Annotated in this window: 9 protein-coding genes; 1 reads left to right on the top strand and 8 read right to left on the bottom strand. The window is 46.2% G+C overall.

The window, feature by feature from the left end; translation table 11 throughout:
• Positions 1 to 124 precede the first annotated feature (124 nt).
• Both AB4Z50_RS17265 and AB4Z50_RS17260 read right to left on the bottom strand, forming a co-directional pair.
• Complete coding sequence (locus AB4Z50_RS17265) at positions 125 to 1,831, bottom strand: amylo-alpha-1,6-glucosidase (protein ID WP_441880853.1); 1,707 nt, start codon at positions 1,829 to 1,831, stop codon at positions 125 to 127.
• A gap of 315 nt (positions 1,832 to 2,146) precedes the next feature.
• Complete coding sequence (locus AB4Z50_RS17260; RefSeq protein ID WP_441880852.1) at positions 2,147 to 4,390, bottom strand: FAD-dependent oxidoreductase; 2,244 nt, start codon at positions 4,388 to 4,390, stop codon at positions 2,147 to 2,149.
• A gap of 123 nt (positions 4,391 to 4,513) precedes the next feature.
• Between AB4Z50_RS17260 and AB4Z50_RS17255 the strand changes: the two genes are divergently transcribed.
• A complete protein-coding gene (locus tag AB4Z50_RS17255; protein WP_441880851.1) occupies positions 4,514 to 5,320 on the top strand; it encodes a helix-turn-helix domain-containing protein in 807 nt (268 codons plus the stop codon).
• 121 nt (positions 5,321 to 5,441) lie between these two features.
• Here the strand turns inward: AB4Z50_RS17255 and AB4Z50_RS17250 are convergent, their stop codons facing one another.
• From AB4Z50_RS17250 to AB4Z50_RS17225, 6 genes are all read right to left on the bottom strand, one after another.
• Positions 5,442 to 10,565, bottom strand: a complete 5,124-nt coding sequence (locus tag AB4Z50_RS17250) for an S-layer homology domain-containing protein (protein ID WP_441880850.1) — start codon at positions 10,563 to 10,565, stop codon at positions 5,442 to 5,444.
• Between the two features lie 135 nt (positions 10,566 to 10,700).
• On the bottom strand, positions 10,701 to 11,549 hold the full coding sequence (locus AB4Z50_RS17245; RefSeq protein WP_339203960.1) for a carbohydrate ABC transporter permease: 849 nt from the start codon (positions 11,547 to 11,549) through the stop codon (positions 10,701 to 10,703).
• Positions 11,550 to 11,567: 18 nt separating this feature from the next.
• Positions 11,568 to 12,437 (bottom strand): carbohydrate ABC transporter permease, encoded by an 870-nt coding sequence (locus AB4Z50_RS17240; RefSeq protein ID WP_339209709.1) that lies wholly within the window; start codon positions 12,435 to 12,437, stop codon positions 11,568 to 11,570.
• Positions 12,438 to 12,554: 117 nt separating this feature from the next.
• The gene (locus tag AB4Z50_RS17235) at positions 12,555 to 13,907 is read right to left on the bottom strand and encodes an ABC transporter substrate-binding protein (protein WP_441880849.1); all 1,353 of its coding nucleotides are present in this window, start codon (positions 13,905 to 13,907) and stop codon (positions 12,555 to 12,557) included.
• A gap of 102 nt (positions 13,908 to 14,009) precedes the next feature.
• On the bottom strand, positions 14,010 to 15,446 hold the full coding sequence (locus tag AB4Z50_RS17230; RefSeq protein ID WP_441880848.1) for a response regulator transcription factor: 1,437 nt from the start codon (positions 15,444 to 15,446) through the stop codon (positions 14,010 to 14,012).
• Entirely contained in the window at positions 15,418 to 17,181 is a 1,764-nt protein-coding gene (locus tag AB4Z50_RS17225) for a cache domain-containing sensor histidine kinase (protein ID WP_441880847.1), read from the bottom strand. The genes AB4Z50_RS17230 and AB4Z50_RS17225 overlap by 29 nt, the downstream gene beginning before the upstream one ends.
• Positions 17,182 to 17,611 lie beyond the last annotated feature (430 nt).

Here is a 17,611-nt window from a genome sequence, read left to right as displayed (position 1 = left end):
GAGAAGCAATTCCAGCAAATATGCTGTGGACGACAACCCACCAATCACAAATGAGATCTCATTCCCATAAACGTCAAAAGCACCTCCCGTCAGCCTACTATTGGCTTATTGGAAGTGCAGTGATTCATTCGGTTGTATACTCATTACCCAAAATGAGGAACACGCTCGACGTCCATGTAAACGCTCGATCACGTAAACCTTGACCCGTCATCGCATCGAAATTTTCGGCCATCCCGCTTCGGTCCAGCATGTCGCAGAACCGGCGTGAGACCATTTCTGCAAGCTCAAGATCTCCTGCTGCGGCAGCACCTTCAACCAGTATCATAGTCGAGGGCGCCCAGATTGGACCGCGCCAATAGCCGTCAGCACTATAGAAAGGACTATTCACACTCTCCGTCGCCCAGCCATTAGAAGTTAAGAATCTGTTCTCATCACGCAGCCCTTCTAGCAGTGCAGTACGGATATGCTCAGGTAGACGTTTGCCCAATATAATTGGAACGAACAATAATAGGCTGTCTCCTTCTGATAGCTCATGCGTACCTGATCGGCAGGCTGTAAATTGACCATTTTTCCAAAAATGGCTGATCATTTTTTTCATTGTTCCCTCAGCAAGCTGTCTCCATTCGACTTCTTCTTCCACGTGACCGAGCCGTTCAGCAATTTCAGCTAAAAGCTCTGCTTGAAGAATAAGAAAAGCTGCTAAATCAGGGCTCTCTACCGGAATGCCATTGTTAAAAGCCGTACTGTTATCCCAGCCGGAGTCGTTGCCATGATTGTATTGTGGAATGCCATCGCTATCGCCATCGCGGTAGTTGAACCACCATTTTGTCCATTTGGACAAAGGCCCATAAACCTCTTGAAGCTGCGCCTCCTTGATAAAGTCCGTTCGTGCCATCATCCAAGCAAGTGTCCATCCATGAATGGGCGGTTTGTTGCAATTCCACAGTTCATATTTATCGTTGATGAAATCCGGGATAAGCCCACTCTCATCCTGCCGGTCAAAGAAAATCATAAACTGATCCCATGCCAGCTTCGGATCATGGCGAACAAGCGCCATCGCATTAAAACAGTGATCCCAGCTCCAAATGTTCGTCATCCAATTCTTTGACATATACATCGCTGGCCGAGTGAGACAGCCTTCTGCCGGAACGAGGCAGGACCACGTAATATAAGCGGCAAGTACTCGGCTTTCTTCCCAGCGTTGTGGCAACATTAAACTATTATCCAACCACAAATTAAACTCTTCCTTCACTTGCTTAACGACATCATCAAAAGGTTCCCAAGCCATTCGCGGCTCCAAAATGGTCCTAAACTCTTCAATAGCAAATTCTAATTTACCTGTATTATTGTCCGGCAAGAAACTTGCGATAACATATGAGCTTTTGATTTTGTCCCATGGAACTTCCATTCGCAGCTCGCCAACAAGCGCAGTAAGCATGAACCTGCATTCATGGGTGAAGCTGTTTACTTCCCAACTGCTAGGTGACGCTTGATAGGCATAATCATAAGCGGCCGTACGGAAGGTCAAGCGAATTCCGCAGCCGTTCGCGCGAACACGGAATGTCCGGCTGTCAGATATACAAATTTCTGCCGTTAAGCCGCGTTCCGATGTTAACTGAATCCGCTCTGGGGAAGCTTTGGACAGGAAAGATACAGATTGGCCGCTTTCATCGAGCATATCGATATGGAAAGCTTCGCCGAATTTATCATCGCCACCGCGCACGGTGCGCATATATAGGCCATGTTGTCTATCTTTGGCTTCAGGCAARATGGAGATCGCTAGGAACGATTCTCTTCGACTGAAAGGTACTAAACTTAAGTCAAAGTTCATATCTAATCTCCTTTACGGAATAGTATACGCTTTCATTGTATCGAAAGGAGTTCTCGGAAAAAACGGACAGTTGTTTCTGATGGGTGGGAAATTTGTTTCGTTAGAGGCTTTGTTAATCACGACGGGGGAGTTTTGTTCGATGAATGCAGTACTTTTGTTCGAATCGCTATTCAAAATAGTTCTTAAATTTAATCGTATACTTGAATCATTATTTGGTGGAGCCATGTCCCCCATTTTTACAATACAATCAGAAAGAGGATGTCCTCCTGCCATGAGATTGGCAAAGGCACCCTCTTTTTTCTAGATTCAGCATTATCATTGACAACTGTATACTCTAATCTCCACAATTTCCGCTCGCGGGCTGCCATTCGTACTTTCGACAACCAATCTTAACTTATTGGTTTGTACTTCATTTATGGAATGAACTCTTTTTCTTATTCGATTATTTGTTTCTCTATGCAAAACAGTCCATCCGTTGTTTGCCCAAGCTTCAATTCGGTAGTCTTTGACGAGCTCCGGAATAACTAAAAAAGGCGTTTCGTGATGATGAAGGTTAATTAAATCCTCGTTTACATCGTCATTGAAGGTCACATGGATTTCGGACACATTCGTCGCTTCGATTAAATCAACCTCAATCCATTCGTCAATACCGGCTTTCAGCGGTTCAGATACCCAAATATGCGGTCCGCCGAACGGTCTTGCGTAACCATCGGTTGCCTTGCTCGCAGCATAGGCTCCCGTTGCCGCCGAGAAACAAAATGGCTCGCGAACCAACCGCTTCATGCTCCATTCGGTGACAGGCGTATACCGCTCGTCATCATCGCGACTGGAGTGTTCGGTATGCATGCTCTCAAAAGCGAGTACGCCGGTTAGCGGAACAGCCGACTTGAACAAGCTGATTCGGTCGTTTGCACGGACGATGATAAATGCATTTTTCGCCGGTTCATCGCTACCCTGCACGAGCGGAATCTCGACCCATTGCCGCTCACCCGTGCTTACTTTCACCTTCACACTATGACGCAACGTTGCCGGAACGTAGTTTTCCGCACGTCCGGTATCCCACAGCTCAACGGTAAGCTCACTTTCCCCGCTTGCCGACAGCAGCAGCTCGAACTGTCCCATCTCACCTTCAATTGGAAATAGCAAACCGACGTCCTTTGCAAGGGGGTACGCCTCCGATGGCTGATCCAAGCAAATTCGCGTTAAAGTACTCGAAGCGCTCATGGTTCCTCTCCTAGCCAAGTCCAATGCATCCATGTTCCGTAATCCGATAATCGAAGCGTCACTCTTAAGCAAGATCTGCTGAAGTTCGGCAATATGGTACTCACGCAGCTCGCGCGGGGTAACGCCTTTCATAACGGACAACGCGGCGCCTGCCCCCGCAGCTTCTCCTATTACCGCGCAAGTTGCCATTACCCTCGTCGTGCCAAAAGCAACATGCGTCGCGCTGATGTTCCGTCCGGCAAACAACAGATTGCTTACGTTTCTTGAATACAAAGAGCCGAACGGAATATGGTAGATTCCATCCGCATGCAAATGCTTAGATCCACTCTCAGACGCGTACATGCCTTGAGGGGGATGCAAGTCGATCGACCATCCACCGAAGGCGACGCTGTCGTCGAACGGACGCTGTGCCATAATATCGTTTTGATTCAACACCGTGTCGCCGATAAAGCGGCGGTACTCTCGCTTGCCCGGGATCGAGCCAACCCATTCGAGCGTCATCGTCTCCGCATCGAATTGACCCGAATTTTTGATATAGTCCCATATCCCATATATGACCGACCACAGTTCATCGCGGATTCGCTCGTTCTCATGAACGCTATCCAGCTCTCCACCCCATTCAATCCACCAATAGTGGCAGCCCGAATCACCGCTGCGTATGACTCGTTTGATCGGAATGGATGTCGTCAAAATGTCCTTAGCGAATGACGGAGCGACAAAACGAACCAGCTTGCCGGTATCCTTCGTGTAGAACAGCAGGGTGCTGCCTAACGTAATGTCGTCTGCAACCTCTGGCGCCCAATCTTCCTCGTATTCGTGCTGCGCTTCACGCCCTAGACGATAGGCGGCTCCCGCTAGGAAACCGACCAACCCATCTCCCGTGCAATCGAGGAACACTTCGCTCTCGAAGCGAATAAGCCGCTCCGAGCCCATCATCCATCCGGTAACAGCACGAATAATCCGCTCTTCAAGCTCTCCATCCGCTTCGACTTCCCGGACGTCTGTGTTCAAGTACAAGCTGATATTCGGTTCCGCGCGAACGGCTTCCAGCAATGTCAAATCCCACAAATAAGGATTCCCCTCGGGATTGCGGTACTGGTTCTGGATGAACAACTCTCCCATGATCCCCGTCTCACGAGCATAACGATTTACTCCATGACCGGTTGCACCGCATACCCACACTCTCACCTCCGAGCTGGAATTGCCCCCCAGCACTGGACGGTTATGAACAAACGCCACTTTCAAGCCCAATCTTGCCGCGGCGATAGCCGCGCATATTCCTGCCAATCCGGCTCCAACTACGGTAATATCCGTCTTCACTAACTCATTTCTCATGGCAATCTCCCCCTGAATATAAGTTGTGTGTATCTTCAATTTCAAATATATTGCTATTCAAAGTATAAGAAAATGCACTATAATTACTTCAAGGATATACTTTATTTCAAGGAGTTTATAAGAATGGATCATCCCGCTCTATGGTCGCACACACCGACTGTAATATCCTATAACTATTGGCAAAATATCGATCGATTCCAGCTTTCCGTGGACACTTACGCCAACTGGGTTATGTTCATACCTGAAAGTGGCCGATTTTCATTCCAGCTTGAAAGCCAAGAGGGGGAATCCAGCTTCGGCAGTATCGTCATATGCCCTCCTCATATTGCATTCCATAGAGAAACGCTTGAGAAGTTAACTTTTCATTTTATTTTGTTTCATTTCGCCGAAACGAACACCAACATTCACACAACGACAGAAAGCTATCCACATGGCCAAGTAATTATCGGGGACCCGGATCGCCTAAAATCTAATCTTCGAATGCTTCGTAAGCTATCGGGGCATTCGAATCAACAAGCGCAGCTTTGGAAGAATACGATTATTCACGATATCCTCCTGCTTGCCAGCGATCAATTCAATCCATTTCAGGAATCCATGCCAAGCGCGGAAGATCCTATGCTTGAAGCCATACTCGAGCGTTTGCAAACACTCGCCTATACACCTTTCAACATCAATAGAGTAGCCGCTGAATTTGGTTTAAGCGCTGTGCAGTTGACGAGAAAGTTTAAACAAACTTTTTCTGTCAATCCTAGCGAGTACATCACATCCTTACGAATCAATCGAATAAAATCTCTTTTGATGGAAAGCGATTATACTTTGCAGGAAATTGCTGTACAGTGCGGTTATGACAACGGATATTATCTCAGCCGTATCTTCTCGTCACGTGTCGGAGTAAGTCCGTCTGACTATCGGAAAAATAACAAAGTATAACTTTATGAAAAGCTCAAATGTTTAATATCGCCCTTTTCATTCCTAGTTGTTTACTCTGCCAAACGTACAAGAAGCTGTCCATGAACCAAATCGGTCACGAACAGCTTCTTTCCTTTTTTTATTACCGCAGCTTCTCATTCAGCTCAAGTAGTCTAACGATGATTACTGCCGCTTCAGCCCGAGTGACAATCCCCTCTGATGCGAAACGGCTGCCCTCACGGCCTTTAATCAGGCCGTTCTCTGCCGCAGCTGCAGCATAACCTTTGACCCAGGCAGGGATGCTCTCGTTATCCGAGAATCCGGTATTCCCGTTGTTGTTCTGTTTCACCGGAAGATTCATTGCACGAACAATAATAGCTGTCACCTCGGCACGCGTCATATTAGCCTGAGGGCGGAAGCTTCCGTCCCCGAAACCTGTAACCCATCCTTCTCGCACAGCTGCCGCAACCTCTGTTGCTGCCCATACGCCGATTTGTTTTTGATCTGCAAAGTCAGACGCAGTTGCTTCATTTGACGGCTTAAGAGCATGCACCAGCATATATACCATCTCCTGACGGCTTACCGTTTTATTCGGCTGGAAGGTATGATCGCTATAGCCCTGTATAATTCCTAGCTGCGCTGCCTTTTCGATCCAAGCTTGTCCCCAATGCCCGTTAATATCGGTCAGTAAAACTTGCTTCGGCTCTCCTCCGTCTTTGGAAAATACAGCGAATTTACCTAAACTTCCAATCTCCGCCGTGATCACGTCACCGACAGCTTCCCCGCCGACTTCAATCCATTTCTTTTGCTTCTCGTCATACTGCCATATAGAGGGATATTGCGACTCTTTCAGCTTCTTCTTATCGAAAGCAAGACTAAGTATCGCTGGCTTATGCAGCTTAACCTCCGGCTCCCCTTGTACCTCGATGAGCGAGCTAAGAAGCTGCCGTGACAAACCAGCGTTGCCGATGTTCTCTTTATCATCCAGCTCCAGCAGCGACAATTTCGTGCCTTGGTCTGTCGTGCCCTTAAAAATGACCAGCTTGGCAATTGTACCTAGGCTTACTTCCCCAGCAGCTTTTACCGGTAGATATAATTGACCCGTAAGTGAGATATTTGGACTTGGGCTATGATCATTTCCACCCTGATAAGGAGGTGTAACGGTATTTTCTTTAATATTGACCTTTACTGTCGCAATATTAGAAAATTCGTATCCATCATATACTCGGAACGTAAAAGCATCTTCTCCCGCTGCAGCGGCATCCGCTGTGTAGACAAATTTGCCCTCACCAGTATCGACAAGCTTGGCTGTACCTTTCTTGCCGTTTGCAACAATTTCAAATGTTAGCTTTGCCCCTTCTGCATGCTCCGCTCGCAGCGTTCCTTGCACTTCTTCACCTGATTTGACGGTATAAGTTGCTTCATAGACGGATGGAGCTGCCTGATTATACATCCACTGCATCGACCGGAACATACTTGGCCGTTTCTCATTGCCAATTCCAGAGCCCCATTCCAACCAGCCTCTTCTTCCCTTGCCGTCATTCTCATTCACGAGCAGTGAGAAGCTCATAACATCACCGCGCTGGGGCTGTATCGGCGTCAGCTCCGACCAAGGCAGAGCAAGCTTATAGATCGTCAGCTTATGCTCCTCATCCCTTGTTACAGCTGCTTCACCATTTTGCAGCGGCCCTGCCGGCAATCCTCCCATCGTCGTCCAGCGATAAACTTGCGGACCATTCGGCGTATCCGATATACCATACTCATACCAGCCCCGGCTTTCCCCAGGAATTCCAGGAGACAAGGCAAACTGGATGCTGTCATTATTCCATATATCAGCACCGGAGGCCGATGCCGCATGAACATCGTCCTTTATTTTTGCAGTCATGTACAAATGATCCTGATCATAGTGGAGCCAAGCTTGTCCACTCAATTCAATCTGGCCGCTATGACCGGAGAGTAAGACAGGTTTGCCTTGCGATAAATCCATTGTAGGCGATAAAGCATCAATTTCTGGCTCTATGCGGTCATTGACCGAAATCGCTCCCTGGTAGATGGGATTAAAACTGAAATTCCCTTCATAAACATAAGGCGCCTGCTCCTCAAACTCAACTCGGATGGAAGCCGGCTGATCCCCTCCAAGTGCGATCAGGCTAAGCGGAATGCTGAATTGCTGTTTATTGCCCGGAAGCACAGTCATGTTGATAAGCTCTTGTCCAGACTGTCCTCCGACCTTCCAGGTTATTCTGTTAACAGTAAGACCCGCGGTCTTTCTAAAATTTTCTACATCAACGTTCAGCATTTGATTGTATTGCCCATCGATCTGCTGCAATGCAGGTTTAACAGAAACCTTATGCGGTACGCTAGTTACGACCTGATGCTGCAGCTTGCCTATCTTGTTACCTGCTTTGTCCAGCAAGTAAATTGCTACCGAACGGAAACCTTCCCGTGTCTCATTGACTGTCAGAGAAAGCGCTTCAGCTTGCCCTTGCATAGCCACAATTGAATAGCTGCTTTCCTCCATCCTCGCTGTGATATCAAGCGAAGATCCAGTCTCGTTGTTCACGGTTAAGGTGAACGTATGCGAATCGCCTACTGCCGTTTGCTCACCGGCGAACGCAAAAGTATCGTCCTTCACAATCCGGCTAATGCTTCCTTTTATATAAAAAGGTTCTCCTGTCAGCGTCATATAAATCTTGCCATTATGCGGTGTGTAAATTTCTGTGTTCCCCATAAAATCCGTAATTTCCAGATTATTGTTCGTTTCAATTACGGCACCGGTTTCCTTCTGTGCCCATACAACTCGGAGAGCTTCGCCGCCTTGCGTAAACAAATTACTTTTTATCGGGTCGCCAAATTGCTCGATCTGCTCGAATGCCGCACCTGCAAGCTGCCTGCTCATTGCAGCATAACTCGCATAGGCTGGCTTTGGTGTATAAGCCCCCATAGGGTCATCCTTATGCCGGACCAATCCAAAATTATGTTCGTTGTAATCGCTTTCAAGACCGTCATTCATGAAATCGTACCAGGACATCCGTTCTACTCCGAGCCCCATTCCCGTTACAAATCCGCGAGGCAAATAATTGGCCTGTGTCTTCTCATCGACACCTTTGGCGGATTGGTGTGTCGGCGAACCAAATTCCGTCACCCAGATCGGTACAAGCTTGCCGTCATTGTATTGTTTAATCAAGGTTTTCAGGCCTTCTAATTTTGCAAATACTTCGTCAGGAGCGTTCGGATCCATATAGGTCTGTACAGACACTGCATCCAAATATTTCAGGCCGGCATTCTTGTCTTCACCTTCTCCTACGCCTTTCAGTACACCTTCGATCCAGTTCAAGTCGACGCCCCCTGAGACGATACCGACTACCGGCACATCAGGATACGCTGGCTTGACTATGTTATACGTCTCCTTCATCAGCTTGTAGTAATAGTCCGGCTGTGAATTGGCAGGACTGTTGCCCCTTTTGCCAAATCCTCCGTTGAATTCATTATATACGTTGAACCCGATGAGCTGATCCTTGTAATGACCCACATAGGCCTTCGCATATTCAGCAAGTCCTCTTCTACCTTCATCCGTGAAGGGTGTGCCATTGTTATCGTAGAACGGATTATTGAATGCCGCCACCAAGAGAAGCTTAAGCTCATTCTCCGCAAGCTTGTTCATGTAGTCATCCGGTGTAGGTGAAAAAGTATAAACGCCTTTTTCCTTTTCAATACTGGTCCATTCCATGCCATCCCTAACGAAAGACGCGCCCATATAGCGGATAAGCTTGGTTAGTTCTTTACTCCAGCCAGAGGCAGTCCAGTTCAGATGAGTGCTGACGCCAAATGGCGACTCGCCATTGCCGGGCGGCAAAACCGAGGAAATGACCGCGTAAGCTGTTTTTCGGACGAGCGGTTCGCTCCCGGGCTGCTCAGCGGAAACATCCAGCGTAAAATAGCCCAATTTTGTGAAAGGCACCGTTATTCTTGCTGTTCCACCTATGTTTTGTTCTGTCCCTGAGGATACATGGGATCCGTAAACGTCATAAACCGACCATTGTACCGTCGGCCTAACTGTTTTCACATCAAACGTGATTGATTCATTCTCCAAAAATACATTGCCAAGTGTCGTCTGTTTAATGTCCAACTCTGGCCACCAGTCCCCTAATCGGGATGTAACCTGATCCACAAGAACAGTCGCTGTAGTCCCACCATTCTTAATATCAAATCGATCGAAGAGTATCATTACAGCTTCGGCTGGTTTGTGCCATATCCCGTCATTGGCGCCATTCCAATAAGTAAATGATTTTGATCCCATTTGACTAACTACAACCTGCTGCCAGTCTGATGTATTTTTCAATTCAATACGCTGTTGAAACGTTTGCCCCGTTGAATCTGTTGTTCGTATGCGGATTGACTTCAATTCCGAGGTTTTGACCCAAAACGCAAATTGTTCAATGTCTAGGTCATCCACCTCTTTTTTTATGGACACATATGGCGATCCCGTAGGGCTTTTACTGAAATCTGCTATTAATTTGCCCATATATTTTCCTTTGTAACTCTCAGCTGACTCGATCACATTGTAGCTTCCCTTTACGGCAGGCGTATCACCGAAAGCAAAGAGCCAATTGTCATTCGGTTGCTCAAAGTCACTGATTAAGTGATCAAAATCTACTGGCGGAGCAGTTACTTGAGCTGTGATCTGATCAAGCAAAATAGTGGCATTTAACGCCCCATTCTTTATATCAAATCGATCGAAGAGTATTGATATGGCTCCGGCTGGTTTGTGCCATATCCCGTCGTTAGCACCGTTCCAATAAGTAAATGATTTCGATCCCATTTGACTTACTACAACCTGCTGCCAGTCTGATGTATTTTGCAATTCGATACGCTGTTGGAACGTTTGCCCCGTTGAATCAGTTGTTCGTATGCGGATTGACTTCAGATCCGAGGTTTTGACCCAAAACGAAAATTGTTCAATGTCTAGGCTATTCACCTCTTTTTTTATGGCCACATATGGCGAACCTGTAGGGCTTTTACTGAAATCTGCTATTAATTGCCCCATATAGTTTCCTTGGTAACTATCAGCTGATTCGATCACATTATAGCTTCCCTTTACGGCAGGCGTATCGCCAAAAGCAAAGAGCCAGTTATCGTTCACTTGCTCAAAATCACTGAGTACATAATCAAAATCTGATGTGATGTTCTCGAGTTTTTCCGGCTGATCCTCTGCAGAAGCCTGACTGGGAGTGTTATAGAAAAATAGATTAGTCAGTAAAGCCATTATAAGAACAATAGTTAGTCTTTTAATTAGAATGACCTCCTTATTTATTGCCTCTCAGCATTCGTGAGGCAAACAGAACATGGGTTTTCTTGGATCACATACATCCTCCTATTTTTATAGGAGGATGTATGTCGTTTATCCTTTGACAGCAGAACTGGAGAACCCTTGAATAATATACTTCTGGCCAATAAAGAAGACGATAAGCAGCGGCACGACTCCTGCTGTGGCGGCAGCCATCATCATGTTATAGTCCACTCCCGCTTCCAGCATAAAATTCTGCATACCAAGCGGAACCGTAAACAGTCTTTTGTCCAGCAAGAAAATCAAAGCGTTTTCATAATCGTTCCACGTCCATGTAAAATCAATGATAGCGAAGGTTGCCAGAACCGGTTTGGAAAGCGGTAGAAACAATTGAAAGAAAATTCGGAAATGGCCGGCTCCGTCAATGAAAGCCGCTTCAGATATTTCATGGGGGATGCTCATAAAAAATTGCCGAATCATAAAGACGCCAAATACTGTAAACAAACCCGGAAGTATAAGCGCCCAATGCGTGTTGTAAATTCTCATCCATTCAAACATGATAAATTTAGGAACAAAAAGCACTTGTTGTGGAATCATCATAAGACACAGATACAGCACAAAGATAGCGTTCCTTCCCTTGAATGGAATGCGGCTGAAGCCATATGCGGCAAAAGCGGCAAACAAGGGGGCTCCGACCATTAAAATCAAGGATATCTTCAGCGAGTTTAAATAAAATAAAAGAAATCCGTCTCCGGCCGTCCAGACCTTAAAGTGGTTAACCCATACAGGATTGAGAGGAATCCACTGAATTGGATAAGTGAAGACGTCCTTTGCTTTCTTAAACGAGGTGCTGATCATCCAGATCATTGGCGACAATAGCAGCAGACTGGCTAATGCCATTAGGATTGTATTAAAACCTTTGATCACTCGTTCTCTGATTATTCTGACATTTCTTGTACCCATTGTGCGTCTTCCTCTCCGTTAGTAATGAACCCACTTTTTCTGAACAGCCCACTGAATAAGCGAGATGCTGAGGATGATCAGGAACATGGTCCATGAGACGGCCGAGGCATATCCCATTTCATAAAAATTGAATGCTTTTTTATAAGCGAAAATAGAGAAAACCGTCGTACTATTAGCAGGACCTCCTTGAGTGATAGCGTAAATCATGCCAAAACCTTTAATGGAGCCTATGAAGCCGGTAATCATCAGAAAAAAGGTGGTAGGACTAACCAAAGGAAATATAATTAGTCTCAGTAACTGCCCGAACGTTGCTCCGTCCATCTTGGCAGCTTCTAACTGCTCCGAAGACATTTCCTGCAGCGCGGCCAAATATATAATCATGTTGTACCCGATGCCGCCTGCTGTCATCATGACCAGCACAGCATACATCGATGTATCTGGAGAAGCGAACCACAGGGGAGGATCACTTACACCAACAGAACGCAGGAATGCGTTAATCGGACCGTTGGTGGGCTGAAACAGCACCATCCAGACAAAAGCAATTGCGATGCCGCTAGTGAAATACGGGGCAAAAAAGAACGCCCGCAGCGTCTTCTGAAAATAGGTTCGATTGTTGAGCATGACCGCAATCAAAAATCCGAGCATAATAGAAATCGGTACGGGGATCAGCACCAGCAAGGTGTTTTTGACCGATACAGCAAACAAATCGTCTTTCACCATCATCCTGAAATTATCCAATCCGATAAAACGCGGGCTTTGCCCGCTAGCGAATACCCAATCCGTAAACATCAAATAAAAGGAGAACAGGGCCGGAACGAGCATAAATATCATCATTCCGATCAGATTGGGAGCAATGAATACATAACCAATCATCCTCTGCCGCTTCATCCAGCTCACGATTAGTCACCGCCTTTCTCTCTGTATTATTTTTAGTTCCAAGCAACATGCAGCTTGCGACCAAGGGGTAGCGGCGCCAAAGCCCCGCCTCCACCTGGCCTAGCAGTGTTACTTAGATGACTCTTGCAAATTCTTGTTATGCACCCTCGCTAACTCCTTCGCGCCTTCCTCAGGAGACAGCTTTTGGGAAAATACATTGTCGTAGATTGACTGCTGTTCACTTGACGTTTTCCGATCCAGACGACTCAGGCCTAGCGGAAGATCCCCGAACATGACCCGCTTAATCGATTCTAGGTCATACGTGTCCTCTACACCCTTAAACATAAGGGCGACAGCCTCATCGACTGGAAAGTCCTTGGATGAAGGAACTCTTCCGCCTGCCGCCATCGGCAGCATTCCGCCGTCTGCATACCACTTGATGAACTTCCAGGTGGCTTCCGGATGCTTAGTTCGGGGATTTATGGAAATCACGTCTCCCAAACCGCCGGCGTTAATATAATCGCTCTGATCCTTGTTAATCTTGGGAGCAGGTGCCGCCGCCGCCTTGAACGTACGCGGAAATTCTTTTACATTATTAGTTGTGCGGAAAATCTGGTTCGTGGAGAATAACATCGCGGTTTCTCCCTTCACAAACATTTGATCCAAAGCAGGCTTTGAGGTGATCTGCTCCGTATGAGGCATCAAGCTTTTATCTGTGAACATCATGTCCGAATAAACCTGAAGCGCTTTGACCGTCAACGGATTGTCGAAAGCTGAAGTACCGTCCGGATTCGTTAGCTGCAGGCTTTGCTTCTGCATGGAACCGTTGATTGGTACATTGAAATAATAATCGCTTTGCGCTAATCCCCAAACGTTGTCACCCTTCAGCTTGGCGGCATAATCCTTTAACTCATCCAGTCCCCATTCTGTCGGAACCGGCAATCCCTTGGCGTCGAGCATATCCTTGTTTAACCAGACAAAGGACAAGCCCTTCTGGGTAGGTACACCATAATACTTGTCGTCAATCTTCCACAAAGCGGCGCCTTCGCCCATTTTTTCTTCCACGTTGTAGTCGGAGAAAGCGCTCAAATCAAGCGCGTTTCCTGCTTTGATCCGCTTCTCGTAAAGACTGATATCATAGCTAATGTACATATCTACAGGCTGGCTGGATATGAGCGCTGTATCCAGCTTCAGATTGCCAGCATCATCATTGACGAACCGTACGTATTCCAGCTGAATATCTGAATTTTCTTTATTCCAGTTGTCGACAACCTCTTGCGGGCCATTCTCTGCCGGCACGGCTCCCCACAGAGTCAGCTTGATTGGGTCTGCGCTTGCCGCCTTGCCGGGCTCTGCGTTAGAAGATGCTTCCGGTGATTTCGCTCCTCCATTACCATTATTGTTTCCGCCACAGCCAGCAAGCATCAGAGACACCGCCACTATTGAAATCAAGCCTGCAACCAATCTCTTTCTGTTTCTCATCTTTCTTGTAACCTCCCTAATCGGATGTTTAATACATCCCAACTATATCAACTCGCTCTTGGGTCTATAAGAGACGAAACTTGCGGATTGGCTGTATAAAACTTATATATTGTTCTCTTTCCTAAAGGAGCTGGGTGTTTGTCCAACCAAGCGCTTGAACACTTTGATGAAGTACGCATCGTCAGCGAAGCCCGTCTGACTCGCGATCTCTTCTACACTGAGCTTGGAATGCACCAGCAGACGTTTGGATTGTTCAATACGAATGTTTCGCAAATAGGCGATTGGCGTCAATCCCGTTTTTTTGCCGAATACGGTGCTCAAATAGTCTACATTGATTGCTACCAGACTAGCCAAATCCGTAACTTTAATGTTTTCCCTGTAATGCTCCAGCATATATTGAATCACCCGGTTCACCTCTGGATGGTCTGTATAGCTTATATGCTCCTCTTGCTTCTGCCTAATAAGCTCCCGTATTGCTTGCTGCATAAGCGCAAGCAGCGATTCATGGCTTACGGCAGAGTAGATGTCTGTCCGATCCTCCGATTTCCGTCCTGCCAGCATCGTCACAACATGAAGCAGATGGGCTGCTCGTTTTTTCACTTCCACATGAGAAAATGACGAGTCTTTCATACACGACCAGATCAGCGTTGCTGCCTCCGTGCATTTTGGTTCATTCCTCTCTTCAAAGCAGCGAATCAACTCAGCCTCCAGCTCCTCGATTGGCACCTTCACGTGTTTCTCCCCTATCGGATCAGTATCACGACCGTACCAATCGCCGTTTAATTGATTCAGCGCATGCAGCCRATCATCGGACAAACGGGACAAGTTGCTAATAGGCGTTGTTTCAATCATCCGCTGGGACAGGATCTGGCTGACCGATTCTGACTTATTCTGAAAACTCCAGCAAAAGAAAGTTGTCTGACCCGCATCATGGAAGGTTTGGACCAGCAGATATTTTTCCGGCCGGATTCCAACTTGATCCATGCGAGCAGGTGCGGCACCGTTTAGAGTGACTACAATCTCTAATCTCAGACTGCTGAATTTCTTCACCGTCAAGACAAGCTCCGCTGCATCTGCCTGAGCCGATACTCCTGTTCCCAAAATAACCGCCCACGTGCGGTGATAATAAGGTAAAAGCGCCTCTCCGACCCCTTTAAGCTCTGCAAGCAAATCCTCCTTGATTCGTGCCAAACTTTCCAGCAAAACATCATCATTTAAGGATAGTTTCAGCAAATAGTTGGAAGCTCCGTATTGAAGCGCATCCCGAGCATAATCGAACTGGTTCATAGCCGTCAGCATAATAAAGCGGCTACGTATACCGGCTTTCCGTGTTTCCTTCAGCAATTCGATCCCGTCCATTCCAGGTATAACTATATCGGCGATGACGACATCCGGCTTCAAATCCACAATAGCCGAAAGCGCCTCATTGCCGTTGCCCGCTTCGCCGACAACACAAAAACCATGGCTTTCCCAGTCCAAAATTTCTCTAATGGCTTCACGAACAAACACTTCATCTTCCACCAATAAAATCGTCCACATGTCCGTCATCTCCTTTCTGTGAATAAGGCGCTGCAATCAATAATGGCATACGTATTCGAACGAGGGTTCCTTCCGCGCCCGATATAAGTTCAATCACACCCTCACGCTTAAAGAGCAGCTCCAGCCTTTCTCTTAAATTGCTTAGTCCAATCCCGTGTCCGCTGCGTCTCCCCTTATTGCGGGCTGCCTCTTCCATGCCAATTCCGTTATCTTCCACTTCCAGAACAAGCTCGCTCCCCTCCGCTCGCGCCCTGACCCATATGGTGCCACGACCTTCAGACATATTAAAGCCGTGGGCGATAGAGTTTTCTGTCAGAGGCTGCAAACTAAATTTGGGAACAAGCGCATACTGTACCGATTCCTCTGTTTCATATTCGATTGTAAATTGTTCTCTAAATCGAAACGCCTGTATGGATTCATAGGATCGCAGCAAAGTGATCTCTTCTTTAAGTGGAATCAGCTCAATATCGGAATTCAGACTAGCCTCCAATATTAAGCCTAAAGAAGTACAAATACCCGCAATGGCGTCCTGTTTCTCTTTTCTTGCAATCCATTTGACAGTGTTCAACGTATTCAAGAGAAAATGCGGGTTCATTTGGTAGAGCAGCATTTGAAAACGGACTACCTGCTTTTGCCGCTCCTCCTGTTTCAGCTTAGCAATTAGCAGAACAACATCATCAATCATTCGGTTAAAGCTATCGCTTAGCGAACGAATTTCATCTGTTGCACCTTGGTTGATCGATATTTTAACATTCAGCTTCTTGTCCGACGCCTCTTCCATGCTTCGTTTCAAAACATACAACGGCTTCGTTATTCGAGACGCCAAAAAGAAGGTTACCGTGATGAAAACGATTACCAGAATAATGAGAAACATATAGATCATCAGTCTTAATTGCTTCACTTCACGCTGAAGCTCACTTAAGGGCATTTGACTAACGACATACCAATCCAGCTCCTCCACATAACTGTAATTGACTAGTGACAAAGCGCGTTCATCTTTGTAATGTCCATTTTTTGCATGTGAAGAAATGATCCTTTTCATGCTGTCGACACCGAAAGCAGATTCCTTATTTTGCAAAATGATTTCTTCTTGCCCGGTAAAAATCGTTAGATCCTGATTGACCGGATTATCTTTTAGCGTATTGTTGAACCATTCCTGAATGTTGATGCTGATACGTGCTAATCCATAATTTCCCCGCAGCTCGTCGTCCAGCATCGTATACAGACTTAGCAGCTTACTTCCTTGACTTCCTCTTACATCATTCCAGTCGTTCGCTACCCATCGGTAAGGACGCAAGCCGATTTGCAGCTTATTTTGCCACTCCTGCAATTCTTTYCGTTCGTTTGTCAACTGGTCATTGGGAGCATAGGAGGTGTATACATTGCCATTACGGTCGATAAAACGAAAATACAGCTCCGTCTGATGGAAAAAAAAGCTGTTGTTGATTCCGAACATTTTGCTTTCTATTATTTTCTTTCGTACAAAAGGATCATATCTATCAGGGGCGTGCATAATCTGGATCAGACTTTCATCCTGGCTCAGCATGGTATTCGCTTTATATGAAAATGCCATCATATCCGTTAAGGATATATAAACCTGCTGCATACGCTCAGACATGCGGTCGATCATATCATTCTGCCGAATCGTTTCGAAATGCTGGAAAAGATAATAAATTGCGATGCACAAAGGAAGCATCAGTAGTGTGATATACGCGATAAACAGTCTATATTTCAACGTATTTGGGAGCCATTTTCTCCTATATTGCATCATTTGTGTATCATTCACTCCTCATATCGTTTTTGAGCCTATCAAGCGCACCTTTCATTTTATCACACTCAAAAACTGAACCAGCAGATTAAAAACTTGTATTTTTATATAACAATTCTTAGAAATTGAGCACTAAAGAGCTTCATCTCGTCTAACAGGCTTATCCAGCTTGGGTTCTCCTAGACTTGATTTAATTGCTGATGAAGGTAACTCAATGATGACGTTTAGCAATGGATTCAGACAGTGTGCTCCCTCATTCGATACAGCTTTCTCAGTTCAATCCTTCCACACGCGCTGACGCTGTGGTTCGCTCATTGGGCATTCCAACATATAAAAAAAATCACGCCCAATGGACGTGATTTTTTTATTGGTGCAGTCTAAAGGTGAGTCAGCACTA

Source organism: Paenibacillus sp. 2TAB26 (assembly GCF_052115145.1).
In the GTDB taxonomy this organism is placed as follows: Bacteria; Bacillota; Bacilli; order Paenibacillales; family Paenibacillaceae; genus Pristimantibacillus.
The sequence above is the reverse complement of the archived record's forward strand: the minus strand, read 5'-3'. Positions and strand labels throughout refer to the sequence as shown.